The sequence below is a fragment of the Cytophaga aurantiaca DSM 3654 genome (genome assembly GCF_000379725.1).
Taxonomy (GTDB): Bacteria; Bacteroidota; Bacteroidia; order Cytophagales; family Cytophagaceae; genus Cytophaga; species Cytophaga aurantiaca.
Map to the genome: position 1 here is coordinate 221,363 of NZ_KB903654.1, position 25,661 is coordinate 247,023.

25 protein-coding genes are annotated in these 25,661 nt (G+C 38.6%); 11 read left to right on the forward strand and 14 right to left on the reverse strand.

Annotated features, from left to right (window positions below; translation table 11 throughout):
• The first annotated feature begins 79 nt into the window (after positions 1-79).
• Positions 80-583 carry a DUF4199 domain-containing protein gene (locus A3EE_RS0114175; protein WP_018344108.1) on the forward strand — a complete coding sequence of 168 codons (504 nt, stop codon included), beginning with the start codon at positions 80-82 and terminating at the stop codon, positions 581-583.
• Positions 584-665: 82 nt separating this feature from the next.
• Here A3EE_RS0114175 and A3EE_RS0114180 read toward each other — a convergent pair whose 3' ends face one another.
• The 11 genes from A3EE_RS0114180 to A3EE_RS0114230 all read right to left on the reverse strand — a co-directional run bounded on the left by A3EE_RS0114180 (position 666) and on the right by A3EE_RS0114230 (position 10,492).
• The gene (locus tag A3EE_RS0114180) at positions 666-1,673 is read right to left on the reverse strand and encodes a Gfo/Idh/MocA family oxidoreductase (protein WP_018344109.1); all 1,008 of its coding nucleotides are present in this window, start codon (positions 1,671-1,673) and stop codon (positions 666-668) included.
• A 3-nt stretch (positions 1,674-1,676) separates the two neighbouring features.
• Positions 1,677-3,197: an OmpA family protein gene (locus A3EE_RS0114185; RefSeq protein ID WP_018344110.1), complete on the reverse strand. Its 1,521-nt coding sequence runs from the start codon at positions 3,195-3,197 to the stop codon at positions 1,677-1,679.
• Positions 3,198-3,272: 75 nt separating this feature from the next.
• A complete protein-coding gene (locus A3EE_RS0114190) occupies positions 3,273-4,292 on the reverse strand; it encodes a patatin-like phospholipase family protein (RefSeq protein ID WP_018344111.1) in 1,020 nt (339 codons plus the stop codon).
• On the reverse strand, positions 4,292-4,666 hold the full coding sequence (locus A3EE_RS0114195; RefSeq protein WP_018344112.1) for a TerB family tellurite resistance protein: 375 nt from the start codon (positions 4,664-4,666) through the stop codon (positions 4,292-4,294). The genes A3EE_RS0114190 and A3EE_RS0114195 overlap by 1 nt, the downstream gene beginning before the upstream one ends.
• A 255-nt stretch (positions 4,667-4,921) precedes the next feature.
• On the reverse strand, positions 4,922-6,487 hold the full coding sequence (locus tag A3EE_RS0114200; RefSeq protein WP_157447033.1) for a tetratricopeptide repeat protein: 1,566 nt from the start codon (positions 6,485-6,487) through the stop codon (positions 4,922-4,924).
• Positions 6,488-6,532: 45 nt separating this feature from the next.
• Complete coding sequence (locus A3EE_RS0114205) at positions 6,533-7,435, reverse strand: substrate-binding domain-containing protein (RefSeq protein WP_157447034.1); 903 nt, start codon at positions 7,433-7,435, stop codon at positions 6,533-6,535.
• A 13-nt stretch (positions 7,436-7,448) separates the two neighbouring features.
• A complete protein-coding gene (locus tag A3EE_RS0114210; protein ID WP_018344115.1) occupies positions 7,449-7,643 on the reverse strand; it encodes a hypothetical protein in 195 nt (64 codons plus the stop codon).
• 1 nt (position 7,644) lies between these two features.
• Positions 7,645-8,493: an energy transducer TonB gene (locus A3EE_RS0114215; protein WP_018344116.1), complete on the reverse strand. Its 849-nt coding sequence runs from the start codon at positions 8,491-8,493 to the stop codon at positions 7,645-7,647.
• 3 nt (positions 8,494-8,496) lie between these two features.
• Positions 8,497-9,021: an ExbD/TolR family protein gene (locus tag A3EE_RS0114220; protein WP_018344117.1), complete on the reverse strand. Its 525-nt coding sequence runs from the start codon at positions 9,019-9,021 to the stop codon at positions 8,497-8,499.
• Between the two features lie 6 nt (positions 9,022-9,027).
• Entirely contained in the window at positions 9,028-9,633 is a 606-nt protein-coding gene (locus A3EE_RS0114225; RefSeq protein WP_018344118.1) for an ExbD/TolR family protein, read from the reverse strand.
• Between the two features lie 25 nt (positions 9,634-9,658).
• The gene (locus A3EE_RS0114230; RefSeq protein WP_018344119.1) at positions 9,659-10,492 is read right to left on the reverse strand and encodes a MotA/TolQ/ExbB proton channel family protein; all 834 of its coding nucleotides are present in this window, start codon (positions 10,490-10,492) and stop codon (positions 9,659-9,661) included.
• A gap of 319 nt (positions 10,493-10,811) precedes the next feature.
• Between A3EE_RS0114230 and A3EE_RS0114235 the strand changes: the two genes are divergently transcribed.
• Both A3EE_RS0114235 and A3EE_RS0114240 read left to right on the forward strand, forming a co-directional pair.
• Positions 10,812-11,708 carry a 3-hydroxyacyl-CoA dehydrogenase family protein gene (locus A3EE_RS0114235; RefSeq protein ID WP_018344120.1) on the forward strand — a complete coding sequence of 299 codons (897 nt, stop codon included), beginning with the start codon at positions 10,812-10,814 and terminating at the stop codon, positions 11,706-11,708.
• A 63-nt stretch (positions 11,709-11,771) separates the two neighbouring features.
• Positions 11,772-12,773, forward strand: coding sequence for a DUF6242 domain-containing protein (locus tag A3EE_RS0114240; RefSeq protein WP_051081620.1), 1,002 nt, complete (start codon positions 11,772-11,774; stop codon positions 12,771-12,773).
• A gap of 91 nt (positions 12,774-12,864) precedes the next feature.
• Here the strand turns inward: A3EE_RS0114240 and A3EE_RS0114245 are convergent, their stop codons facing one another.
• Together A3EE_RS0114245 and A3EE_RS0114250 are read right to left on the reverse strand one after the other, a co-directional pair.
• Complete coding sequence (locus tag A3EE_RS0114245; protein WP_018344122.1) at positions 12,865-13,341, reverse strand: Dps family protein; 477 nt, start codon at positions 13,339-13,341, stop codon at positions 12,865-12,867.
• Between the two features lie 195 nt (positions 13,342-13,536).
• On the reverse strand, positions 13,537-14,352 hold the full coding sequence (locus tag A3EE_RS0114250) for a 2,3,4,5-tetrahydropyridine-2,6-dicarboxylate N-succinyltransferase (protein ID WP_026209786.1): 816 nt from the start codon (positions 14,350-14,352) through the stop codon (positions 13,537-13,539).
• Positions 14,353-14,445: 93 nt separating this feature from the next.
• Here A3EE_RS0114250 and A3EE_RS20710 point away from each other — a divergent pair, with 93 nt between their 5' ends.
• The 8 genes from A3EE_RS20710 to mnmE all read left to right on the forward strand — a co-directional run bounded on the left by A3EE_RS20710 (position 14,446) and on the right by mnmE (position 22,888).
• Positions 14,446-15,540 (forward strand): glycosyltransferase family protein, encoded by a 1,095-nt coding sequence (locus tag A3EE_RS20710; protein WP_018344124.1) that lies wholly within the window; start codon positions 14,446-14,448, stop codon positions 15,538-15,540.
• A gap of 155 nt (positions 15,541-15,695) precedes the next feature.
• The gene (locus A3EE_RS0114260; protein ID WP_018344125.1) at positions 15,696-16,352 is read left to right on the forward strand and encodes a metal-dependent transcriptional regulator; all 657 of its coding nucleotides are present in this window, start codon (positions 15,696-15,698) and stop codon (positions 16,350-16,352) included.
• A gap of 43 nt (positions 16,353-16,395) precedes the next feature.
• The gene (locus A3EE_RS0114265) at positions 16,396-17,310 is read left to right on the forward strand and encodes a metal ABC transporter solute-binding protein, Zn/Mn family (RefSeq protein WP_026209787.1); all 915 of its coding nucleotides are present in this window, start codon (positions 16,396-16,398) and stop codon (positions 17,308-17,310) included.
• Positions 17,311-17,417: 107 nt separating this feature from the next.
• A complete protein-coding gene (locus A3EE_RS0114270) occupies positions 17,418-18,203 on the forward strand; it encodes a metal ABC transporter ATP-binding protein (protein WP_018344127.1) in 786 nt (261 codons plus the stop codon).
• Between the two features lie 158 nt (positions 18,204-18,361).
• Positions 18,362-19,648 (forward strand): metal ABC transporter permease, encoded by a 1,287-nt coding sequence (locus A3EE_RS0114275; protein WP_018344128.1) that lies wholly within the window; start codon positions 18,362-18,364, stop codon positions 19,646-19,648.
• A gap of 119 nt (positions 19,649-19,767) precedes the next feature.
• Complete coding sequence (locus tag A3EE_RS0114280; RefSeq protein ID WP_026209788.1) at positions 19,768-20,649, forward strand: metal ABC transporter permease; 882 nt, start codon at positions 19,768-19,770, stop codon at positions 20,647-20,649.
• Positions 20,650-20,962: 313 nt separating this feature from the next.
• Positions 20,963-21,502 (forward strand): thioredoxin family protein, encoded by a 540-nt coding sequence (locus A3EE_RS0114285; protein ID WP_018344130.1) that lies wholly within the window; start codon positions 20,963-20,965, stop codon positions 21,500-21,502.
• A gap of 3 nt (positions 21,503-21,505) precedes the next feature.
• A complete protein-coding gene (mnmE, locus tag A3EE_RS0114290) occupies positions 21,506-22,888 on the forward strand; it encodes a tRNA uridine-5-carboxymethylaminomethyl(34) synthesis GTPase MnmE (RefSeq protein WP_026209789.1) in 1,383 nt (460 codons plus the stop codon).
• A gap of 275 nt (positions 22,889-23,163) precedes the next feature.
• Here the strand turns inward: mnmE and A3EE_RS0114295 are convergent, their stop codons facing one another.
• Entirely contained in the window at positions 23,164-25,428 is a 2,265-nt protein-coding gene (locus tag A3EE_RS0114295) for a T9SS type A sorting domain-containing protein (protein WP_018344132.1), read from the reverse strand.
• Positions 25,429-25,661: the final 233 nt, after the last annotated feature.

The window sequence follows — 25,661 nt, forward strand, 5'->3', positions numbered from 1 at the left end:
CAGCGATAAATCCGCAATAGCGGATATAAACTATACAATAAAAATCACACTCATTCGACTATATTAATAAAACCATTTCATGATCATTAAAAACGAATTACTTGCCGGTGTTACTATTGCTGTAGCTTCTTTTATCTGGATCTGTTTAGAATACATTATTGGATTCCACGACCGTCTGATCGATTATCATCCATATGTTACTAATCTTGCATACATTCTTCCTGTAATTGGTGTCAACTGGGCTGTAAAGAAACGGTATGCTGCACAGACTCCGGAAGCATTTGAAATTAAAGATGGTTTAATGAGTGGTGTTATTGTTGCTGTAACTTCTGCTTTTTTGCTGTTGCCTCTTTTATGGATCTTTGTTACATATATCAATCCGGCATTTTTTGGCAACATGATTGCCGGCGCAACTAAAAAAGCACTTATGAGCGGAGATAACAGTGTGATTGCATTACAGGACGCAAAAGAATACTTTAATCTTTCTTCTTATCTCATACAAAGCTTCACAAGCATGCTTATGCTCGGTGTATTGATCTCATTAATGGTAAGCTTCCGACTGATTAAGAAAAGAAGGAAGTAATTATGAATTATTTGTAATAAAATAAAAAAGTCTGATTTACAATCAGACTTTTCATTCATAATTTATAACTCATAATTCATAATTAACCAGAAAGTCTCTCTAACCATCCTACCAGCTCAACCGCATCATTCAAGGATATAAGAGGTTGTGTACCCTTTCGTATCGAATCAGATACACCTTGATAAAATATACGATAATCACCCGGTAAGGTAGGATAGGTTTGTATCTGTCCATCTGCAAATTCGATCTTACCAAATTGACCGGCATCTTCAACTCCCCAATCCACTGATAAAGGCTTCTCTCCTGCATTCAATCTCGCTTCCTGAGGATCGACACCATATTTCACATACGTACCCTTAGAACCTTTAATAACCCAGCGTGGTGTAGGTTCTTTCTCTAACATACCAGCATGTATAGTAAATGTCATCTGATCATATTGAAACGTCACATCAACGTAATCAATACCGATCGCCCCTTTCCGTTGCTTTTTAATATCTGCTGTATAGTTTTGCGGCTGTCCGAATACGTGGAATGCCTGATCCATCAAATGCGGTCCTAAGTCATACCACAAGCCGTTTCCTAACGCATCTGATTCTTTCCAGTACGTTGTCCGCGGCTCTGGTCTGTATCGGTCGAAACGTGATTCGATTGAAAATATTTTTCCCAATACTTCTTCCTTTATTATTTTTTGAACGGTTAAAAAATCTCCATCCCATCTCCTGTTCTGATACACAAAAATATGCTTCCCTGTTTTTAGAGAAAGTTCCAACAAACGTTTTGCATCGGATGCATATACCGTAAACGGTTTATCTACCACAACATGTTTTCCGGCCGACAAAACCTGTGCAGCAAGCTCGGCATGCGTTTCATTGGGAGTAGTCAATACAACCAACTCAATAGCAGGATCTGAAAGTACCTCCTGAAACGTACGAACAATCTGCGCTTGCGGATAAGCCGTTGCTGCATGTTTGGGTGTACGTTCAACTATTTTTGTTAGTTCAAAAAAAGGACTGCTTTCTATAAAAGGAGCATGTAAAAATTCTCCCGCTTTACCAAAACCCACCAATGCCGTTTTAATGCGATCCGACATGCGTTATAATTTAATTATTTTAAATTCTACCCGACGGTTCTTTGCTCTGTTATCATCGGTATCGTTTGGTACAGAAGGCATCGCTTCTCCATAACCTTTGGCAACCAAACGAGATGCATCAATACCGTGTAAGGTTAGATAGCGTACAACAGATTCTGCACGCAGCTGCGACAATTTTAAATTATATGCATCGCTTCCCATATCATCGGTGTGCGCCGAAATCTCTACCTGCATCGTAGAATTCGTTTTCATCATATCAATTACCCGATCCAGCTCCAATTCAGATTCTTTTGTTAAAGACGCCGAATCAAAATCAAAAAATAAATTATTCAATCGAAACGATGCGTTTAACTTCAATGGTTCCAACATCATATCTTTTTTCACTTTCTGATAAGCTCCTGCTTTTTCCAGATCGTATACCTCCGACTGGAAGCTATACCCCTTGGAGGTTACAGACACATCGTACTTCTTTCCTTTTTGTAGATACAAATTGTATTTACCCGTAATCGAATCATTTTCGGATTCAAAGATCTGTTCTTTTGTTTTAATATTACTTACCCGTATGGTTGCAGGCATAGGTTTATTTGTTGCTTCATTCTTCACGGTACCTTCCACCAACACTACTTCTTCGGGCTGAAACTCTTTAGGCAAAGGAAGTTTATAAATATCGTCTTTATTATTTTTATTGGTATTCGATAAATAAATAACATCTCCTGAAGCAGGTACAGAAATCAATTCGTCATCCTTGGGTGTATTAATGAATTCCATTGCAACAGGTGCTCCCCATTTGGATCCTGATTTTTTAGATTGATACAGATCGTACCCACCCTTACCTCCTGTACGGAACGAAGAAAAGATCAAGGTTTTTCCATCTGCCATGATACGTGGGTATCCTTCGCAGCCACTGTTTACAGGTGCAGGCAGAGCTTTGGGATTGATAAAATAATTACCTCTTTTTTCAGCAATCATCAATATACAGCAACGTTGTCCGGTTGGTGAGGTAGCGTTTCCGGCACGCATAAAATACAACGTCTTGTTATCTGGAGATACAGAAGGAAAGCCATCATAGCCACCTGTATTTACGGTACGCCCCATGTTCTTAGGTGCCTGCCATACATCGTTTATCTTTTCGCTATACCATAGATCCATGCCGCCAACAGTACCTTTCATATTGGATGTAAAATACAATCGGTTTCCATCGTAACTAAAACATGGACCGCCTATAAAATCACCTGGCTCCAGACGATTATTGATTACATCCATATCTTTCGGAGCAGACCACACACCATTCACCTGAGTCGAGATATATAAGCGCCAACGGCCGCTTTTATCAGATTCAAAGATCAATGTATTGCCATCTGCACTGATGGTTGGGGCAAATTCAGAGAACTCTCCTGTATTAACCGGCTTGCCTAAGGTACGAAGGCCCGGATTTATAAGCGTAGGTGCATCATCCTGTGCAGAAACAGTTACACAGAGTAATGAAAAAATTACGATTGAACAATAAACTATAAATCGGCTCATGTTTACTGTGTTTATATAAAACAAAACTTTATTTCATTATACCTCGCCCGGCAAAGCTTCCAAACGTTATATATCTTAATTATTAATAAGACGATTGACAATTATTTCCAATTCGTCTTTATGTTTTTCAATGGTAGCTGCAGCTACATCCATTAAGCGCGCAATATTTTCCGGTGATGCATCGTCCATTTCCTGACTTGCTTCACCTAACTCCGGTTGAATCCTGTGATATTGATCTGTTGCCTGTAACGCCTGAAACTGCACGCTAAGCTCTCGTTCAATGGCATCTGCAGCACCATTGATCATCACATCCAATAAGGGATTTAACCAGCCTAAGCCACCCCAATCTTTTACCTGTTCGTAAGTGTATACCTTTTGATTCCGGCCTGTTCCCAATGAAACTACTTCAAACTGATCTGCAGTTAAGGGAATACCTTTATTTGCAAACAGAACTGCTGCTTCTGTTAAGGCACACAAGGTTGGATTGTTTGCATAAACAGATCCATCAATCAGCGTATAAGATACTCCGGTAAGTGAATCTATACGGGCAGGTTCAAAGTATAAAGGCGCACTGGCAGTAGCTCTGCATGCATCCTTCACATAAAAATCCAATGCGTTATTTTGCTTTGCAACATGCGACTGAAAAAACACTGGGGTCTTTCGTTCCACATCGTACGAAGTAATCAAACAGGGCTTTAACAGTTCGCTTATTTTAGCTTGCTTAAATGCAACATTCAATACTTTTTCCAAAGGCTGGTGTAGGTAACGGGCTTTTAGAAAGCCACCCATAGATGCTACTTTATTCCAGATATCCGTTGAAAAGATATAATTTCCTTTTTCTAAATAAAATCGAAGCGCATCCGAAGCTGTAAACTTATGCTTTGTTTCATCAAGTACTGTCGGACATACATAGGTGGATACAAGAATAGCTCCTGTACTTGTTCCCGCAATAAAATCAAAATAATCGCTTATGCGTACCTCTGGATTTTTGGTAAGACGCTGCAATCGATTTTCAATGTACACAACAATCGATGCAGGTATAATGCCTCTTATACCACCTCCGTCTATAGATAATATGCGATATTTTTTTTGCATTAAAAGCGTGTAATGTCAGAAGAGAAACGTTCAATGACAGATGTTTCTTTATAATCTGTTTCGCCAAATGCATCTGCTATTTTTTTCATGAATGAGATGCAGCGGGTTTTCGTTGCATCATCAAAATCATAATCATGACGATTGGCTTCCAAGGTATCTATAGCATAATCATACGCTTCATTCATTCCAATATGTTGAGATTCCAATTGGGTAAACATTGCATTGATCCATTCGCTATCTGTATCAGATAATTGAAATTCTTTTGTTGCCAATTGAAGGATCACTTCTTTTTCTTTTTTCTGAATTGTTCCGTCTGCTACTGCAATTGCATAAGCCAAACTTCCCATTGCTCTGTGTATGTTTTCCTTTGCCATGTAAATTCGTATAAAATATTTTTATTAATTAAAATTATTAAAGATAAAACACCTACTTAAAATGATCTTGATTCTATTTGATATTAAGTAAGAACGGTAAAATTGGTATTCATGTTGCATTTTAAATATACACATTCCCGATGGAACACGAAAACAAATTGTGTATAGGGTCTATGAATCAGCAGCTATTACCAACAAAAAAGGAAGGTGTACCTGTTACAGACACACCTTCCTTTTTTATATGTTAAATGGATTTTACTTCGCTTTTAAACCATTTATTGCCCTCGTATTGGCTGGGTCTAAAGCAAGCACATTTTTCCAGGCAGCATCCGCTTTTACTTTATCGCGATTTACTGTATAATACACCGCAATATATTCGTTTGCTTCAATCAATTCATCTTTATACTTTGCACCACTTGGACCACACAATTCAATAACTTTCTCGTAAAAAGGTTTCGCTAAACCTTGTTTCATCTCCAAGTCCTGTGCGGAAATTGAACGTGCTCTCCATAAATAACCAAGATAAACAGCAGGTTTTAATTCTACTAATTTCGCAAAACTTGAATCTGCCTTTGCATATTCTTTGTTATAAAAATATGCTCTTCCTAATTCGAAAAATATTTTCGGTTCTTTAGTAGTAGGTTTTATCTGCTTGCTTATATATTCAGCCGTTTTTGCATAATCATTTTTTGAATAGTAATAAGAAGCGATTTCACCATACAGTTCCAAACGTGTTGTATCTTTAGCAACAGCATACTCCATTTGAGCTATAGCCAATGAATCCTGCCCTAACTTCAATAATATTTTACTGTAATATTCATAATCGGCAGATTTCGTACTTGCAGCATTTACCTTCTTAAAATATGTTTCCATATCGTTTTTAGCAGGTTCATATTTAGCTAATTCATAATAACATACAGCACGTGTATTATATATATATGGACTATCATATTTTCTTTTTTCAAGAGTTGTAAATGTCTCTACAGCTTCTGAGTACTTTTGACTTTTCCACAAGAAGAAACCATATTTGAATTCAACATCGTCGTTGCGATCGATGTATGATAAATACTTCTTGTAATTTTCAACTGCCAGGTCGTATTTCTTTTTTGTATTGTATACATCTCCTAATTCACGGTAAAGCGGTCCATACGTAGCATCTACAGCCAAGCCTTCGTTAAAATAGTTTATAGCAAGATCTGTATTACGGACAGCTGTATATAATTTTCCGTATTTCATTTTTAATAAAGGAACAGAATGAACCAGAGTCCCGGCTTTGTTATAATCTTCAATTTGCTTCGTACCGTCACCTTGTCTTCCATATGCATCTCCCAGCAATATCCATCCCGTAGCATTCTTTGGATCTACTTCAATAGACTTTTTAAGCAAGGCAATTCCTTTAGGCAATTCAGCTGCTGTGGCATCCAGTACATAATATTCACCAATTGCATTTAACACCTGAGAGTTCTTACTGGATGTCAATTGCAAGGCTTTATCAAAACTACGCTGCCCTTCAGTAGTATTCTTACTTCTCATAGATACAATACCTATACCTACATAGTTTAAGGCATTGCTTTCATCCGCTTTGATACCTTCCATAAAGAAATACTTAGCAGAATCATTTTTTTCTTTTCTCAAACAAATATCACCTAAGTAATAATAATAATCGCCCGCTTTTTTACTATTTGAAACAAGAAGATTTTTGTAAATGATATTCGCATTAGAATATTGTTCTTTCTCTACATACTTCTGTGCCTGCTCGTCCTGAGCCGAAATAGATAATGAAATAAGCAATGCAGAGATAAAGATAATTACGTGTTTCATATACATGAACGTTTTATTTATTTGAGATCTTAGAACAGATTATTGTTAATTTTTAAATTCAATTTCACGGGCAGGTATTTTGTAAGGCAATAAGCCTTCTTTAAGAAAGAGCCGCTGTCCGCGATTATGTATAAAGAAGGAGGCAAAAGCCGTGCCTAAACCTGTACTTGAATCACGGTTTAATACACGAAGAACCCGTTTGAATGGATAAGTACCTAATGCTAAATCATTTTGAAAAGGAGAATATGCCTGACTTTGAGCTGTTGCGCTGATCTTAATGATTTTAATAGAAGATAGATATTCGCGGTGTTGCTTATCTTCTAAATTAACCAGCCAGCTGGAAGAGATACATGCCAACGCTGTAGAGCGCGACTGTACTGATTTGATGATGGCAACATCATCACCACCGGTATATATGTGTTTTGTTGATGGCGGTACGCCAAAATAGTTTGTCAGATAATTTGCGACTGAAGAGCCTGCTCCATTTAATTGAATCGTATAAGATACTCCATCCAGTAAACCTGTTTGAAATAATTCTTTTATTTGAGCAACTGTAAGAGAATCTTTAGGAAAAGATTTAGGACCAATCCAGGCAAGTCCATCGTAGCAAAGTGTATCACTTTCAATCTGCCATCTATTATTGATCACAAGATCTTTTTCTTTGGGTGTTAAATCTCTGGAGACAAATACGGTTCGAAACGTACTGTTCATCAGATCTGTGATGCACTGCGATTCAGGTTTAACAATCAGTACTACTTTTCTGGTTGGATTTAACCCTTCGTATGTTTTAATAAATGTCCGAATCGAATTTTCCCATGAAGGGTCACACAATACCGTTACAGTATCGTAGACTGTTTGTGCATCTGTTTTGTTTTCTTTGCTATTTGAACAGGAAATAGCCAATAAACAAACAAAAGAAAAGAAGAGGTATTTGAAAACAGTATTCAACTTACTATATGAATTACATATTTCTTTCAATGAACCAGGCACGGTATCCTCTGAAAGCACCGAAAAGAATTAAAACCACTCCTATGATCAATGTCATGTCTTTACTTAGCATGCCCGTTAATGCCTGGGGATGGGTTATTAAATAAATGCCTATGGCCGTGTATACAACGGCCATAGTAATTTTAAATCCGAGAAAAAGATTTTTCATTTTATTGAGTTGTCAACGTAAATTTAACACGTTGAGTTAAGGTAACTTTTCGTAATTCACCACTTTGACGAGCCGGAATAAAATCAGGCATAGATTTAATTACACGCACTGCTTCGGCATCACAAGAAGGATCCAATCCTCTGCCTGGTACTACCTGCACATCTGTAACTTTACCTTCTTTTGTAATTGTATATTTAACATACACAACTCCTTCTACTTTACGCTGCTTTGCATCTTCCGGATAGAACATTTTACCCATAATATACTTTTCACGTGCTTTTGCGCTTTCAGCATCGGTAGCTGTACCTTTAAATCGAGGCATTTCCTGAGCAAACGTAAATACTTCTTCAGTCTTCTCAGTGCCGGTACCACCTATCTTGCCGGATGGATCATTATCCGGATCCTGATACTCATCTGATTTTTTACCTGCAACATTTTGGGTAGAAACCTTGCTATTCAGAAGTGAATCCAGTTCATTGATCTGCTCTTCCTTTGCAACCATCTTATCAGGTTTGATGATCGGCGGCATGAATTTTATTTCCTCAATTTTAGGCTGCTCTTTAGGAGGCGGAGGTGGCAATTTTTCTTTTTCCTCTGCTTTAAGTTCCTCTGTAACCGGCTCCATGTCTATTATAACGGGCACATAAGCTTCTTCCACTTTTGCCGTAAATTTATAGTAAAAATGAATGCTTGTAGCTACAACGACAAAAGCAATACACGTAAATATAACTGCTTTGCTTACATTTTTTTCGTACCAAACACGAAGAAAATAACCACCATACGATTTGTTTCTATCGTCAAAAACGATCTCGTCTAAGGTAGCTGTATATAAATCTAATTCCTTTTCCATAGATTAATTAACTGAAGCGTTTTCTGCCTGAACAAGTTGTATGTCATTAGGTGTAGCATCTACCAATGCTTGCTTCCCAATTCCCAAAATTCCCAGTTCATCAATAATGTCTACTAAGTTTTTGTATTTTGAATCTTTCATTGGCTTGATAACAACATTCAAATTTTTACCAACGGCCTTTTTACGTTCAATAAGTGTTGCACGAATTCCATCTTCAGAGAAATCTGTTTTATGAAAATCTGTAGTGCCATCCTGATTCATTACATACCAATACACTGCATCGTCTTTACCCAATATAAGTGTAATTGCATTACTTGCTTTCAATTCCGGTTGATCCTTCTGGTCTTTCACATCCGGCGGAACAGCAAAATCAAACTTTTGTTGCTTTGTTAAGGTCGTAGCCAACATAAAGAAGGTAATTAAAAGAAAGGCCAAATCCACCATAGGTGTCATATCTACTTTCGTAGACATTTTTTTGGATCTCTTTTTTCCTCCTTTATCGCCGCCGCCTGTATTAATTTCAGCCATGATATTTTATAAGTTTGTGGGTTTATTTTCCAGTGATGTCACTAGACTAAACTCATAAATTCTTCTTTTTTTAAGGGCAGCAATTACTTCTCCAAACTTCGTATAGTTTGCATCTTTATCGCCTTTAATTGCTATAGTCACTTTGGGTCTTACGCCTTTTGCCGTAGCAATCCATTGCTCTAACTCGTTATTGGTAGAGTCTGCCGGAATTCCTGATTGTGGAAACTTTTTTCTCACTGCATCCGACTGCGCCAAATACGAAATTAAATCAGATCGCTGCATACCAAAAGTTTCTGTCAATTCGAATGTTTCCTTTTGTTTAGGCGATAAATTTAGTTTAAATGTATTTGAATACGCATCAATCATTTCTCTTCTGAGAATCTGATCCGGTATGGTTAAGAAAATACGATCGTCTTTACTGATCGAAATTCGAATCAGATCTTTTTCTTCGTATTTCTCAGTGGATACAGACGATGGTACATCAAACTGAGCGGGCTCAGGTACTTTCATTTTAGCCGTGAGGATAAAGAAAGTTAGTAACAGGAATGCCATATCACACATGGCAGTCATGTCAAGAGAAATACTTTGTCTTTTTGCTTTTACTTTGGACATGGCCTAATAAATTAGTACTATTTAATTAAGCCAATACAGTTGATTCTTTTTCTTTGTGGTTAGCAGCAAAATTTTGGTTGATGCTGAATCCTACTTCATCAATACTGTATGTTAATGTATCAATCTTGCTTGTAAATAAGTTATAAAATACAATTGCAAATGCAGATGAAGCAATACCAAGAGCTGTATTGATCAAGGCTTCAGAGATACCTGATGCCAAGTGTTCTGCATTCGGAGTGCCTGAAGCTGCAAGTGCTGCGAAGGCTTTGATCATACCGATTACCGTACCCAACAAACCTACAAGTGTTGCTACAGATGCAAGTGTTGCAAGAATTGTTAAGTTCTTTTCTAAGATTGGCAATTCTAAAGAAGTAGCTTCTTCTAATTCTTTTTGAATAGAAACTTGTTTTTGATCTTTGCTCAATGACTTATCAGCAGCAACTGATTTATATTTTTTCAATACAGCTAATGTTACATTACCTAAAGAACCTTTTTGTTCTTCACACACCTGAATTGCAGAAGCAACATCATTTGTAGACAAAAACGATTTTATTTTACGAACAAAGTTGTCCAATGAACCTGAACCGTATGCTTGTTGAATGGTAATGAAACGCTCAACAGAAAATGTAATAACCATTAAAAAGAATGATAACAAAACAGGTACAATAACACCACCTTCATGAACTATACCTAAATAGTTACCTGGTACCGGTTTGCCATCTGCCTGGAAATTACTTGAAGCACCAAATACAAATATGAATACAAGTATTGATACTGCTAAGCAAATTGGGATAACTAATAATGCGAACGTAGAGCTAAATTTAGACTTTTGTGGGATTGTTTGATTTTCCATATTCATTTTAACTTATAAGAGACTATTCAGTTTTTAATTCGGTGCAAATTTCGGAAATGCTTTGTTAAGCCAATGTTAATTCTAGAGGATTTTCTATATCAATTTAATAACATTAAATTTAAAATGCTGGTTTATAAGCATTTATTTTTATTGATTTGTTTCAGTTTTTTTCAACATGAAACTTTTATAGATTCGTACAATAGAGCTTTTAACATACTCTACCAATTTAGTATACAATATTACCATTGCCTAGCAAAATCTGCAAGAAAAAACAAAATTAAATTTCTTGCGTACCTAAATTAAAGTATTCATTCAGAATTATATTATGCAAAACTCAAATAAACAAGTTTTAATAATCGGATCTGGTACAATGGGCAGTGGAATTGCACACACTTTTGCCCAATATCATTTTCCAGTCTTTTTATATGATTCAAACACACAGGCGTTAGATGCTGCACTGCAGAAGATCACAACGAATATAGAACGACAAATTGCAAAAGGAAGTATACCGCTTTCAGATAAACAGACAATTTTAGGGAACATTACCCCTACTACCGATATTAAATCTGCTGCAAAAAATTGTGTGCTTGTTGTAGAAGCGGTGCCTGAAAACATAGAGATCAAACAGAATGTTTTTAAATTGATCGATGCGGTTTGTCCTGAAGAAACTATTTTAGCAAGCAATACGTCATCCATCTCAATCACGCAATTGGCAAGCTTTACAGACCGTCCAGATAAAGTGATCGGGATGCATTTTATGAATCCGGTACCCATCATGCCTTTGGTAGAAGTTATTTCCGGAATGCTTACGAGTAAAGCAACAACCGAATCGATTGTAGAAATGAGTAAAGCAATTGGTAAAACACCTGTGTGCACTGCAGATTTTCCGGGCTTTATTTCGAATCGTATCTTGATGCCTATGATCAATGAAGCGATCTATGCCTTGCAGGAAGGAGTAGCCGGTATAGCTGAAATTGATCAGATCATGAAACTGGGTATGGCACATCCAATGGGGCCGCTTCAGCTTGCTGATTATATTGGGCTTGATGTTTGTTTACATATTATGGAAGTACTACATACAGGTTTCGGAAATTCAAAATACGCACCTTGTCCATTATTAGTTAAAATGGTACATGCAGGTTTTCTGGGACAAAAAACAAAAAAAGGATTTTACGATTGGACTACCCCTAAAAATCTAATTGCTAATGACATAATCCGATAGAATGTTTCGTTATATTACTTTAGTTTTATAAATTAGGCTGATTATTCAATCTTATAACTACATATGTTACGAATTTACGTACTATTAATTTTCATTATATCCTTTCAAATAGGCAGTTATAGCCAAACAATTGGAGGTAAAACCCTCTCTAAGGATTGGAAAAAGATAGAATATGGATACAATCCCGATAGTATACAAATAGATAATCTGTATTACATCCATGGAGATGGCATGTTTATGTGTTCCAATAAAGGTTTATATCAATACATAGATTCTATTTACCGGTTTAAAAAAATTGACGTTTCGCCGAATCTTAAAAATGCCAGAGTAAGTATGGTAATGAAACATCTTGGATATTATTATACAGGCTTCAGAGATGGTTATGGTTTATTCAGAAGTAAAGATTTAAAGAAATGGGAACCACTTGGTAGTGGAAAGTTAGGTACGAGTAAGATCTTCTATTTATACAGCATGGACTCCATGTTATTTGTTTGCAACTGGCAAAAAACGATCTATTTATCACACAATCTTGGTAAAAGCTTCCGTTCTATCAGTGTAGGATTTAATCCATTAGGAAAAAGCTTTATCAATAATATTGAAAATTCTGAAGACTATATGTTCTGCAGCATGAATGGGGATGGTGTGTATTCTTTGAACATTAAAAAAGGAACCGCTTGGGAACATAGCGATAAAGGCTTGCCGGAAAGTAAAAAAATAGGTGATCTGGCAGATATAGGCAAAGTATTATTCCTTGCAACGGATAATGGCGTTTATAAATCCGACAATAAAGGAAGTTCCTGGAAGCCTGTAAATGCAGGCATGGAAGGAAAAACAATAACACGTCTGGTTGCTGAAGGGAGTATTTTGTATGCGGCAACAAATCAAGGTGAATTATTTTTCTCTGAAGATTTTGGTACCACCTGGACTAAAATCCCAATCGATTTCATGCAATCCCCTATTTCTGGTGTTTGCGTAACGGATAAATCTGTATTTGTTGCTGTGAATGGAACAGATGCAAAACCTTCTTATGTATATTATCTTCCTTTCCTGAAAAAAGGAAAATAAGTATGCGTTACGAATTATACATTCATCGCATATAAAACAAAAAGCCCCGCAATATGCGAGGCTTTTTGTTTTATATGCAAAACGTTAAATCTTACTTACCCAGATACGCACGGTACATCCATACCAGTTTTTCCTGCTCCCGGATATAATCACTCATAAGCGCGTTTGTACCTTCATCGTTGGCCTTTGCAGACAACTCCAATAAATCTCTTTGTTTTGTAATGATGATTGTAAATGAATCCAATATATGCTGAATAGCAACTTTGCCTTCTGAAACATTTTTTACGGAAGCAATTTTAGACGTAGCAATATAATCTGCATAGGAATGCATTGGAGTATGTGCCAACGTTAATACACGTTCCGCTACTTCATCAATTTTAAGAACCAGATTGTTATACAATTCTTCAAATTTAAGATGCAATTCAAAGAACTTGTCGCCGGAAATATTCCAGTGAAAACCTCTTGTATTCATATAAAAGATGGAATAGTTAGCGAGTAAATCATTCAATTTTTCGGCTAATTCTTTAGCTAACTGTTCATCCAACCCGATCGAATTTAACTTGCTCATAGTACGCTTGTTTTAATTTTAAAAAGAAATATTTTGTGTTTTTTCAAATATAAAAGAGTTGTCTGCATAATCAAACACCTGCATCTGAATTTATAACAGCAACAGAGATAATTTCATTCATCGTAAAAAAATACAATTTAAAGTATAAAAAAAGAGGGCTTAAACCCTCTTCCTTTAATTATATTTCAATGTGATTTAAATGCTCACATTATTCTCTCTCAATGCATCATTTAAAGAAGTCTTCAGATCGGTACTTGGCTTTCTTTTACCAATAATCAAAGCACAGGGTACCTGATACGTTCCTGAAGCAAATTCCTTTGGAATTGTACCCGGAATAACAACCGAACGATCTGGAACAAATCCCTTATATTCAATAGGTTCAGGTCCTGTTACATCAATAATTTTAGAACTTGCAGTTAATACAACATTTGCGCCTAAAACCGCCTCTTTTCCAACTCTAACTCCCTCAACAACAATACATCTGGAACCTAAAAACGCACCATCACCAATAATTACAGGAGCAGCCTGCACCGGTTCCAATACACCACCAATACCAACACCACCACTTAAGTGTACATCTTTGCCAATCTGAGCACAGCTTCCTACCGTTGCCCAGGTATCAACCATAGTACCGGAATCAACATATGCACCTATATTTACATACGATGGCATCAGGATCGTACCCTTCGCAAGGTAAGCTCCATAACGCGCAACTGCATGCGGAACTACACGAACACCTAAAGCTTCGTAGCCAGTTTTCAACGCCATTTTGTCATAAAATTCCATCGGCCCGCATTCAATTGTTTCCATTTTGCGAATCGGAAAATACATAATAACGGCCTTTTTTACCCAGTCATTTACAGTCCAGGTACCATCTTCGTTTGGTTGAGCAACACGCAAACGCCCTTTATCCAATTCTTCAATTACTGTATTAATTACATTTTGTACTTCCGGGTTGGAAAGCATTGAACGATCTTCCCAAGCCTTTTCAATTATTTCTTTCATTTCGATTGTTTATAATATAATTTTTTTTCTATTTTTATGAATATGACGAATCATAGAATACTTATTGGCTCGATACTTAAACCCACAAACGATTCCCGAATGTACGAAAAAATCGGGAAAAGTTTAAGTCTGTTGGTAAATACAGAAATCCACATTGCAGGCCTGAAAAGTAGTCAGATCGATGAGCAAAATATCCATTTTTATCCTATTTTTTCAGCTACCCGAATCTCCATTTCACGTTTTATCGCTCCTTGGAAATTTCTCATTCGCGCAGTTAAAGTAAAACCTGATACAATTATAGTTTCAACACATGAATTACTGTTAGTTACATATTTATACAAAATAATATTTGGTTGCACATTTATCTACGATGTACAAGAAAACTACTTTCATAATATCCTCTATACAGACGCCTTCCCATCTTTAATTAAGCCTATTATTGCACGTTGGGTACGATGGAAAGAACGGGTATGTAAAAAGCACATTAATGGCTACCTCCTGGCAGAAAAAATATACCGTAATGAGTTAGCGGATCGGATACAGGAACCCATTCTGGTACTTGAAAATAAGTATGTGGGGTCAGCACCGGATACCTCAAAAATTGTAAGAATTAAAGATGAAAATAAAATCAAACTATTGTATTCAGGTACAATTGCCACTTCATATGGAGTCTTTGAAGCAATAGATTTGGTTATTCGTCTGTATTTAAAAGACAGCAGATTTGAACTAACCATCATCGGTTTTGCTCCAAATTGCAGAGAATTAACAAAGGTTAAAAATCGAATTGCCTCCTTCCCTTTTATCAAACTTATAGGCGGAGAAAAACCGGTTGATCATACTGAAATTTTGTCAGCTATTCAATCTCATCACATAGGTTTGCTTCCCTACCGATTTAACGAAAGCACACATTTAAGAGTACCGACTAAACTGTTTGAATATTTCTTAAACCATCTTCCGGTGATCTGTTCGTATAATCCAACATGGGAAGAATACATCGAAACGTATCGGGCGGGTATCATTATCCAATTCAATAATCTTCCTCCAGCAATGGACATTCTGGATCAACTTTCCAACGCTACTTTTTACACGCAGGGCGATCAAAAAAAGTTGATCTGGGAAGAATCAAATTTACAAAACTGGTATACAGAACAGTTCCTTCAGCCAAGATCAGAAACTCTTCCTCAAGGCGTTTAATACAAAAATAGTCCTTTTTATTCTCTTCTATTCTTTTCGAACAATATTAGTATAATCCTATATAATAGATGGAGATATCCTGGATAAAATAAATATGTCAAAATATTTTTTTAGACTATTCTAAAATCTTATTTTTATAAAACGAAAATAAATTCATGCTTACCCATACCGAAGAGAATTACATCAAAACCATTTATCATCTTTCCGGAGATGCGAATCGGGATGTATCTACCAATGGAATTTCGGAAGTATTAAAAACAAAACCTGCCTCGGTTACAGACATGCTTCGAAAGTTGTCTGAAAAGTCGTACATCCATTATATAAAATACCAGGGAGTAACGCTTACTAAAAAAGGAAAAAAGGAAGCGCTGCAGATCATTCGCAAGCATCGGTTGTGGGAGGTATTTTTAGTTGATAAACTAAAATTTCATTGGGATGAAGTACATGAGATCGCTGAACAGCTGGAGCACATACACTCCAATCTATTAATAAGCCGACTGGATGAATTCCTGGGAAATCCGGCCTTTGATCCGCATGGTGATCCGATCCCAGATCCTCAGGGCGAAATAACCATTCGAAAAAAATACCTGCTATGCGATATGGCTGTCGGCTTTAATGGAGTCGTTGTAGGCATGCTCGAAACCTCTCCTGCCTTTCTGCAATATCTTGACCGCTTGAATATTTGTCCTGGAGCAAAGATCTCGATCAAAGAACGTATTGTATTTGATGGTTCCTTAGAGATCCTTCTTCAGGAAGATAAACAACTCGTTATTTCTTATGAAGTAGCAAAAAATCTCTATGTATCCGATTGATTTATACCGTACCCATTATAACCAGCTTCCCAATTTATCTACTATGAAAAATATTCTTTACTTCTTTCTTGCCACCGTTCTTTTCTCCTGCTCCAATTCGGAGACACGTACAGATAAGCCGCATAAGCTTGTGATCGTTACCACAACGGGCATGATCGGCGATGCAGTTATAAATCTTGTAGGTGATCAGGCAGAAGTGATCTCACTTATGGGTCCAGGCGTAGATCCACATCTATATAAGGCAACACAAGGTGATCTGGAGCGTTTGCAACAAGCGGATGTTATTGTATACAATGGCCTTCATCTTGAAGGTAAAATGTCTGAGATCCTTGAGAAACTTTCTTCAAAGAAAATTGTGATTGCCATGGGCGACGGTGTACCAAAAGAAAAACTGCGTTTACTGGATGCGAATGCAAAGGTATACGATCCGCATATCTGGTTTGATGTAGCTTTATGGAAAGAAGCTGTTGCTGCTATGGCCAAAACACTGTCTGCCAAACAACCAACGTTGGCTGCAGCGATACAAACAAACAGCACCACCTATTTAACACAATTGGATAGTCTGCACAAAGAAGTAAAAGCGAACATGGAAAGTATACCGAAAGCACAACGGGTGCTGATCACTGCGCACGATGCCTTTGGTTATTTTGGTCTGGCATACGATACCGAAGTAAAAGGTTTGCAGGGAATTTCTACGGTGTCTGATTTTGGGTTGAACGACGTAACGCAATTGGTCAATCTGATTGTGGAACGAAAAATAAAATCGGTATTCATTGAAACATCTGTTTCGGACCAATCTATTAAAGCAGTGCTGGATGGCTGCCGCCAGAGAGGACACAACATCTCGATCGGAGGAACACTCTTTTCGGATGCGATGGGCGCTGCCGATACACCCGAAGGTACTTACCAGGGCATGGTTCGGAAAAATGTGGCAACAATTGTTGCTGCTTTGAAATAAGAGATAATTTATTTGTCATTCGAACAAGTGGTACGACCGCAAACAAGCGGTCTGACGACGCTAATAACAGAAACTGTACATTTTAATTCAGCTTAAAAATTTTAGATATGATCGAACATGTTGCAGATCCAATATTGGAAATACACGATCTAACGGTTAGTTATTCAAAACGTCCAGTATTATGGAACATTGATCTGACCTTACCTCAAGGTGTACTGGCTGGAATCATCGGTCCGAATGGTGCCGGAAAATCCACGTTGATCAAAACCGCTATGGGCCTGATCCCTAAAGCAAGTGGTTATGTAAAATTATTCAATAAAGATCTGGAAGAAGTTCGAAAAAAAGTCAGTTATGTACCGCAACGCGAGTCTGTAGACTGGGATTTCCCTGCTTCAGCGCTTGACGTGGTATTGATGGGACGATACGGACACGTAGGTATTTTCAAATCGCTCCGTCAGGCCGATAAAGAAGTAGCCTTGGATTGTCTGCGTAAGGTAGGCATGGAAGCATTTGCAGACAGACAGATCTCTCAGCTTTCGGGCGGACAGCAACAGCGTGTATTCCTTGCACGAGCCCTTGCACAGGACGCCGACCTGTATTTCATGGACGAACCCTTTGCAGGAGTAGATGCCTCAACCGAAAAAACAATCATTGCTTTATTAAAAGAAATGACGGCAAAAGGTAAGACCATCATCGTTGTACACCACGATCTGAATTCAGCAGACGAATACTTTGATTGGATCTTATTATTAAATACCAGGTTGGTAGCAAGCGGCCCGACAGAAAAAGTTTTTACCAAAGAACTGCTTCAAAAAACATACGGCGGCAAACTCAACATTCTATCCAGTGTTGGTGATCTGCTGCATAATGAACAGTTTCCAAACAGAGAGTAGTTTCTAGGTGCTAGTTACCAGTTACTAGACTGTTACAATAAACACTAGCGCCAGTCTTTGACTGGTGCTTCTCAAATACATTTCTAAATATTTACACTAAACACAATTCAAACTCATACTCGTCAAGAAACTAGTACCTAGCAACTGGAAACTAAAACATGAAAGAATTAATCCGCTTCCTCCTTCTCGAAGACCCTAACGTACGTACCGTTGTGTTCGGCACCATACTGCTGAATCTCTCGGCTTCGGTAGTGGGCAGCTTTGCTTTTTTACAAAAGAAAAGTTTGTCGGGTGATGCCGTTGCGCACTCCATCCTGCCGGGCATCTGTATGGCATTCATTTTCTTTCAGACAAAATCTTTGTGGGTATTGCTTCCGGGTGCTTTTGTAACCGGCTGGCTTTCACTTTATCTCGTTGATCTCATTTCGCGTCATTCAAAATTAAAACAGGACACGGCCATTGCGGTTGTACTCTCTGTATTCTTTGCAGTCGGAATTATCTTATTGACCTACATCCAACACTCAGGCAGCGGTGCACAGAGCGGATTGGATAGTTTCCTGTTTGGCAAAGCAGCAGCACTATTAGAAAAAGATCTGATCACTTATGCCATCATAAGCTTACTGGTAATTGGTGTAACCGTATTTTTCTTCAAAGAATTTATGCTCATCAGTTTTGATGCAACGTATGCAGGCAGCATCGGACTTCCTGTGCGTGGCTTGCAACTTGTATTAACAACCTTAACGGTGATTGCTATTGTTACCGGAATTCAATCGGTTGGTGTTGTATTGATGTCGGCCATGTTGATTACCCCTGCAGTGGCGGCGCGCTACTGGACAGATGACCTGAAACAATTACTTATCCTTGCTGTGTTCTTCAATACCATTGCGGCCATCATGGGCGCGTATATCTCCTACCGTTACCCATCTATGCCAACAGGACCATGGATTGTAGTAGTTATTTCATTGTTTGCCTTTGCATCCATTTTGTTTGCACCTAAGAAAGGTCTTGTATACAGCATGTATCGTGTATTCAAACACAAATCCTTAATTCTGAAAGAAAACATTCTGAAAGCCTTATACCAATTGGGCGAACAGGACAATGGTTTCAGAGACACACGTGCGCTAAATAAGTTACTGGCAAAACGAAATCTTCCTTTATGGCAGGTATATCCTGCACTATACCGACTGATGTTTGAAGGTTATCTGCAGCATACATCCAAAGGCTGGGCACTCACAAGCGAAGGCATGGAACGCGGCAAACGCATTGTACGTCTGCATCGTTTGTGGGAAATGTATCTGTCTAAAAACTTATTGCTTGCATCCGATCACGTACACGACGATGCAGAAACCATTGAACACATCCTTACACCCGAACTGGAATCACGACTGGAAAAAAGTTTAAACTTCCCGGAAGTGGATCCGCATTCATCGAAGATACCACGATAGTTGCTAGGTACTAGCTTCTAGCTACTAGACTAAAGAATATCTACTCATTAAAATATTATTACTATCTATGTTTACGGTCTAGCAACTGGAAACTAGCAACTGGCAACTGACCACTAAATATGAACGACTTCTACATCATACTCACCGGAATTCTTGTTGCTGTATCGTGCAGCATACTCGGAACGTTTTTGGTCTTACGGAAGATGGCCATGGTTGGCGATGCCATATCCCATGCGGTATTACCGGGCATTGTACTTTCTTTCTTTATTACAGGAAGCAGAGAATCCATCTGGATGCTGATCGGTGCAGGTCTGATGGGTGTTTTCACCACCTTGATTATTGAATGGCTACATAAAAAAACGAAGCTGCAGGAAGATGCATCCATTGGTGTAACCTTTACGTTTTTATTTGCCTTGGGTGTATTGCTGATCAGTTACTTTGCAGAAAATATCGATCTGGATCAGGAGTGTGTACTCTATGGAGAGATCGCCTATGTGCCACTGAATACCATTATGTTATTCGGACTTGAACTTCCAAAAGCAATTGTAATGCTTGCTGTTGTTTTGATCCTGATCACAGCCGTCATCTTTTTCTTCTATAAAGAATGGGTCATCACCACCTTTGATGCACCGTATGCTGCGTCCATCGGTATGAGTACGGTATTGTGGAATTACATCCTGATGTCGATGGTTTCCTTTACAACCGTTGCATCCTTCGAATCCGTTGGTGCCATTTTAGTCGTTGCCTTTTTGGTTGTACCTGCTTCGGCTGCATATTTAATCACGGATTCCTTACCTAAGACGTTATTCTTCGCGGTATTATTCGGAATTATTTCTTCTGTAGCAGGTTACTATAGTGCATCTATTCTGGATGTATCCATATCCGGTGCCATGGCAACTGCAGCGGGTATTATCTTCATCATCTGTTTCATCCTGCAATGGATACAGAAGCAGATACACACATCTCCTTCTATTTTACAAGCGGAAGAGCAAGACGTGTAATATCCCTCGTATTTCTATCTGCAATACAATGTCGTTTAGTTAAGTGGAAAGATTGCTGTTGTTGGTGTTTCCGCCTGCTCCATTCTAACTTTAGTGATGAGATAACTATGCGGATCACCAACAACCCATTGTTCTCAAAATTAAGCAGCCTAGATTGTTGGTGATCTGCGCAAATGCGCTTCCTCTACCATCACATCTGTTCAGGCAGAAACACCAACAATAGCTACCAAAGTAACTTAACAAAACGACATTGCTATACAATCATTTATTGCATCACTAGGAACTATTTATAAAAAGAAATACTTTTAGGTATATGAAGTCAAAAGTTATAGCGTTGTTCGCCCTTGCAATCGTTATTGCATCTGTTGGTTTTATTTGTGCCCCAACACAAACAGAATCTGTATCTACTCCTGCTGCTGAAGTTGTTAAATGGATGACCTACGATCAGGCGATCGCATTGAGTAAAAAAAATCCCAAACCCATCTTCATTGATGTCTACACCGATTGGTGCGGATGGTGCAAACAAATGGATAAAAATACCTTCAGCAATCACAAAGTTGCTGCCTATTTAAACAAGCGTTTTTATTCCGTAAAATTAAATCCGGAAAAAGCTGATACCGTGCACTACAAAGGCGTTGCCATGACAAATGGTGCATTGGCTGCAAAGATCTTCCATGCAACCTCATACCCTACTACCGTATACTTAGAAGGCGACGAAACATTGCTTCAGCCTATACCAGGATACCAGGCACCGAATGATCTGTACCGCATCATTCATTACATTGGCGAGAACCATTACAAAACAACCAACTGGGAAGATTTCTCCAGAAGCTTTACAGAAACCGTAGAATAAATTTTGAGTACACAGACCGTTACCAATCACACCGATACCATTGTAGCACTCGCTAGTCCGCAAGGCATGGGTGCTATCGGCGTTATCCGTTTATCCGGACCGAAAGCATTTGAAATTACCTCTGCTGTTTTTCCTTCTAAAACGATTTCTCTGGTACCAAGCCATACAGTGCATGTTGGGAATATCGAAGACGAAGGCCGTGTAATTGATGAAGTTGTGGTAACGGTATTTAAAGGTCCGCGTTCGTTTACCAAAGAAGATGTGATCGAAATATCCTGTCACGGTTCTACCTTCATTATACAGGAACTTATCCAGCTCTTATTACGCAAAGGAGCGCGCCATGCAAAGCCGGGCGAGTTCACGATGCGTGCATTTTTAAACGGACGTTTTGATCTGGCGCAAGCAGAAGCTGTAGCCGATCTGATCGCTTCGGATTCTAAAGCATCGCACCAGGTAGCCTTGCAACAGATGCGTGGCGGCTTCTCCGATGAGATCCGCAGATTACGCGAGCAGTTGATCCACTTTGCATCTATGGTGGAACTGGAGCTCGACTTCAGCGAAGAAGATGTTGCCTTTGCCGATCGTACCCAATTGCGCAAACTCATCAACGAGATCAAACGCGTGATCGATCGACTGATCCATTCGTTCTCTCTGGGTAACGTAATTAAAAACGGTGTACCTACCGTGATCATTGGCAAGCCCAATGCCGGTAAGTCTACGCTATTGAATACATTATTAAATGAAGAGAAAGCAATCGTATCGGAAATTGCAGGTACCACACGCGATTTCATTGAAGACGAATTGAATGTAGAAGGCATCACCTTCCGCTTTATAGATACTGCCGGTTTGCGCGAAGCAACAGACACCATTGAAGCAATGGGTGTGAAACGTACGCGCGAAAAAATGACGCAGGCAAGTCTGATCATTTATCTGTTTGATGTAAAGTCTACCTCCGAGCGCGAACTGATCCGTGACTTAGAAGAATTAAAAACGTTACAAGCTCCCTATCTGGTTGTCGGAAATAAAATTGATAAACGCGAAGATGCAATCATCACTACGTTTAAAAACATCGACGGCATCATTTATATTTCTGCCAAAGAGAACATCGGCATTGAAGAATTGAAACAAAATCTTTTAGAGATCATTCAATACGATTCCTTCAAACAAAACGATACGCTGGTAACCAACATGCGCCACTACGAAAGCTTACGCGAAACACGCAAGGCTTTAGATGAAGTGCTTAGCGGTATGGACAACGACGTACCCGGCGACTTGCTTGCACAGGACATCCGTCAATCCTTATTCCACTTAGGTGAGATCACCGGGGACATATCAACGGATGATCTGCTGGATAATATTTTTAGCAAGTTTTGTATCGGAAAGTAACCCCGATAAATATCCAAAAACAAACGAAACAAACGAGTGGAATTACTTTCTCATAGTTTGGTAAACACGCATGCCGCCGTGGTTATGCCTTTTCGGCCAACCACCTAATACTCTTAAATCTGATACTGTTGTTTAGGATTAGAAGTATAGCAACAACAATAACTAAAAACACTGGTTATATAAAACACGTTACCGCTCTTACACATCTGTATTCATAAAATGTGTTACTACTAATTTTAAATTGAAAGTAATTTCATCCTCTCGAATGTAAATACCTATTCAACAATAATCTTTTTTATGAATGTATTGCCATCCTGCGTCAGTTCAATCAGATACAAACCTGCTTGCAAATCATGTATATGGATTGTCTTGTTATTTATCTGCAACGCTTTAACCACTTTGCCGGACAGATCCAGTATCCGCACATCAACCAAGCCTTCAAGATTTATATATACCTGTCCCTTTGCAGGGTTTGGATATAGATTGATCTCCGTATTAGACGAAGTATTTCTAGTGGACGTAGGTATTTCAGGCAAATCAAGTACGGCAATTGTAAATGCTTTATCAAATGTCAAACCAGCAGCATCTGTAGCACGAACTAAAATGTTATAACTGCTTTTGATTTCATAATCCGGGCTCGATACAATTTTCAATGCATCATTCACAATCACAAAAGAAGCATTATCATCATCGCCGCTACCTGCAAGCAGGCTGTATGTAAAGCTATCTCCTGCATCCGGATCGCTTGCAGTAAACAAACCTATCTGTGTATTTGCAGCGACATTTTCATTGACACTTGTTGAACTCAACAACAATGCTGCAGGTGCTTCATTTACATTATTTATTGTAATCGTAAATGCTTTATCATAGACCAGATTACCTTCATCCCGAACCCGGACCAAAATGGTATAACTGCTTTTCGTTTCCCGATCCGGACTTGAAACAATCTTCAAAGCATCATTTACGATCACAAAAGAAGCATTATCTTCTCCTCCCGTACCTGCAATCAAACTGTACACAAAGTGATCCGTTGCATCCGGATCTGTAGTAGTAAATAAACCTATTTGTGTATTGGCAGCGACATTTTCATCTACCGAAGTTGTACTTAAAGATAAATCGGTGGGCGCATCATTATGTCGATAGCGTTGTGCGTATATACCGCCTTGATCACCGTCCTGAAAGTAACTGCTCCAGGTAACAACAAAGTCACCGTCATCATCCATTGCCATCTGGCCATACGTCTGATTTTCTATTGTATAGGAGTTTACTCGAAATTCTGGTCCTAATGCAACGCCACTTGCATTAAAAGCCCGTGCATATACACCGTCTTTGCTTCCATCCTGACCAGTACTTTGCCAGGCGATTACAAAATCTCCATCGTGATCCACTCCGATCCCGGAAGGAAATTGTTCACCTATTGTAATCGCATTCACCCGGAACTCGCTCCCTTGCTTTTGGGCAGCAGCATTGTAACGTTGTGCATACACACCATCCTGGTCGCCATCCTGCTGATAGCTCCCCCAGGTAATTACGAATCCACCATCCTGATCCAATCCAATATGACTGCCAGCCTGGCCGCTTATTGTATAGGTATTCACCTGAAACTCGTTCCCCTTAGGTATACCCGCTGAAGTGTAACGCTGGGCATACACACCGGCATAATCCCCATCCTGATGTTTGCTGTTCCAGGAAATGATAAAATCTCCATTAATGTCAAATGCAACATCATTTGTTGCTTGGACATCTGTTGTATAGGTATTTACTCGAAACTCACTTCCTTGTGGAGTACCTGCCGCATTGTAACGTTGCGCAAATACATCCAGCTTATTTCCGCCACTTTGATTCAGACTGTTCCACGAAATAACAAAATCCCCATCAGCGTCCATCGCAATGAGACTATTTTGTTGGTCATCTATCGTAGTGGTATTGACTCTAAATTCGCCTCCCTGAGCAATACCCGAAGCATTGTAACGCTGTGCATAGACGCCAGAACTACTGCCATCCTGCAACAAACTTCCCCAGGTAATAACGAAATCCCCATCACTATCCATAGCAATATCAGGATAGCGCTGCGTACTTGTTGTATAGGTATTGACAATGAATTCAGTTCCCTGAGCAACGCCCTCCGCATTGTAGCGTTGTGCAAAGATATCACATACACTTGTGCCGAGCACATAACTCGTCCACACAATCACAAAATTGCCATGTTGATCTATTGCTACATTAGCGTCGTATTGCCCTCCGGTTGTATTGGTATTTACCCGGAATTCAGGACCCACAGGAATAAACTTTTGCTGTGCAGCAGCATTTAAATGAATACCTGCAAACATGCCTACAGCAATACCAGCCAAACGAAGATGCTGCTCCATACCAATCAGACTGACCTGAATCTTTTCTAAGCGATTTACTAAATTGTGTTTTTTCGCTTTGCTGAATGTTGTAAAGCGCCCGGTTGAAAAATAGGTAGTTAAACGGCTATTAAGCTTTCGATATATGTTACATAATCGGGAATATTGATAAAAAAGTATTGGTTTTTTCATGTTTAAAATTAAAAATAATCATTAGAAATACTACGTTAGTATACAAAATATATTAAAAGTTTTCTTGATTTAACGCATTGGTATAACATCTCTTACGTTTTAAATACCGGATACATAATCTCGCACAACGGACCAATAAAACCAACGCTGTGGTTCAGCACGTTTATGCCCACTTCATTTAAAATATAGAAAAGAATTCAACAGGCATAAACTGCCAACCACCATTGCCAAAG

What these genes read in the sequence shown, in the direction of transcription:
- A3EE_RS0114180 (WP_018344109.1), bottom strand. Translation starts at nt 1,673, where the DNA reads ATGTCGGATCGCATTAAAACGGCATTGGTGGGTTTTGGTAAAGCGGGA.
- A3EE_RS0114200 (WP_157447033.1), bottom strand. Translation starts at nt 6,487, where the DNA reads ATGAAACACGTAATTATCTTTATCTCTGCATTGCTTATTTCATTATCT.
- A3EE_RS20710 (WP_018344124.1), top strand. Translation starts at nt 14,446, where the DNA reads ATGTACGAAAAAATCGGGAAAAGTTTAAGTCTGTTGGTAAATACAGAA.
- A3EE_RS0114280 (WP_026209788.1), top strand. Translation starts at nt 19,768, where the DNA reads ATGAACGACTTCTACATCATACTCACCGGAATTCTTGTTGCTGTATCG.
- A3EE_RS0114285 (WP_018344130.1), top strand. Translation starts at nt 20,963, where the DNA reads ATGAAGTCAAAAGTTATAGCGTTGTTCGCCCTTGCAATCGTTATTGCA.
- A3EE_RS0114190 (WP_018344111.1), bottom strand. Translation starts at nt 4,292, where the DNA reads ATGCAAAAAAAATATCGCATATTATCTATAGACGGAGGTGGTATAAGA.
- A3EE_RS0114195 (WP_018344112.1), bottom strand. Translation starts at nt 4,666, where the DNA reads ATGGCAAAGGAAAACATACACAGAGCAATGGGAAGTTTGGCTTATGCA.
- A3EE_RS0114235 (WP_018344120.1), top strand. Translation starts at nt 10,812, where the DNA reads ATGCAAAACTCAAATAAACAAGTTTTAATAATCGGATCTGGTACAATG.
- A3EE_RS0114220 (WP_018344117.1), bottom strand. Translation starts at nt 9,021, where the DNA reads ATGGCTGAAATTAATACAGGCGGCGGCGATAAAGGAGGAAAAAAGAGA.
- A3EE_RS0114260 (WP_018344125.1), top strand. Translation starts at nt 15,696, where the DNA reads ATGCTTACCCATACCGAAGAGAATTACATCAAAACCATTTATCATCTT.
- A3EE_RS0114215 (WP_018344116.1), bottom strand. Translation starts at nt 8,493, where the DNA reads ATGGAAAAGGAATTAGATTTATATACAGCTACCTTAGACGAGATCGTT.
- A3EE_RS0114270 (WP_018344127.1), top strand. Translation starts at nt 17,418, where the DNA reads ATGATCGAACATGTTGCAGATCCAATATTGGAAATACACGATCTAACG.
- A3EE_RS0114185 (WP_018344110.1), bottom strand. Translation starts at nt 3,197, where the DNA reads ATGAGCCGATTTATAGTTTATTGTTCAATCGTAATTTTTTCATTACTC.
- A3EE_RS0114240 (WP_051081620.1), top strand. Translation starts at nt 11,772, where the DNA reads ATGTTACGAATTTACGTACTATTAATTTTCATTATATCCTTTCAAATA.
- A3EE_RS0114275 (WP_018344128.1), top strand. Translation starts at nt 18,362, where the DNA reads ATGAAAGAATTAATCCGCTTCCTCCTTCTCGAAGACCCTAACGTACGT.
- A3EE_RS0114225 (WP_018344118.1), bottom strand. Translation starts at nt 9,633, where the DNA reads ATGTCCAAAGTAAAAGCAAAAAGACAAAGTATTTCTCTTGACATGACT.
- A3EE_RS0114210 (WP_018344115.1), bottom strand. Translation starts at nt 7,643, where the DNA reads ATGAAAAATCTTTTTCTCGGATTTAAAATTACTATGGCCGTTGTATAC.
- A3EE_RS0114295 (WP_018344132.1), bottom strand. Translation starts at nt 25,428, where the DNA reads ATGAAAAAACCAATACTTTTTTATCAATATTCCCGATTATGTAACATA.
- A3EE_RS0114175 (WP_018344108.1), top strand. Translation starts at nt 80, where the DNA reads ATGATCATTAAAAACGAATTACTTGCCGGTGTTACTATTGCTGTAGCT.
- A3EE_RS0114230 (WP_018344119.1), bottom strand. Translation starts at nt 10,492, where the DNA reads ATGAATATGGAAAATCAAACAATCCCACAAAAGTCTAAATTTAGCTCT.
- A3EE_RS0114245 (WP_018344122.1), bottom strand. Translation starts at nt 13,341, where the DNA reads ATGAGCAAGTTAAATTCGATCGGGTTGGATGAACAGTTAGCTAAAGAA.
- A3EE_RS0114265 (WP_026209787.1), top strand. Translation starts at nt 16,396, where the DNA reads ATGAAAAATATTCTTTACTTCTTTCTTGCCACCGTTCTTTTCTCCTGC.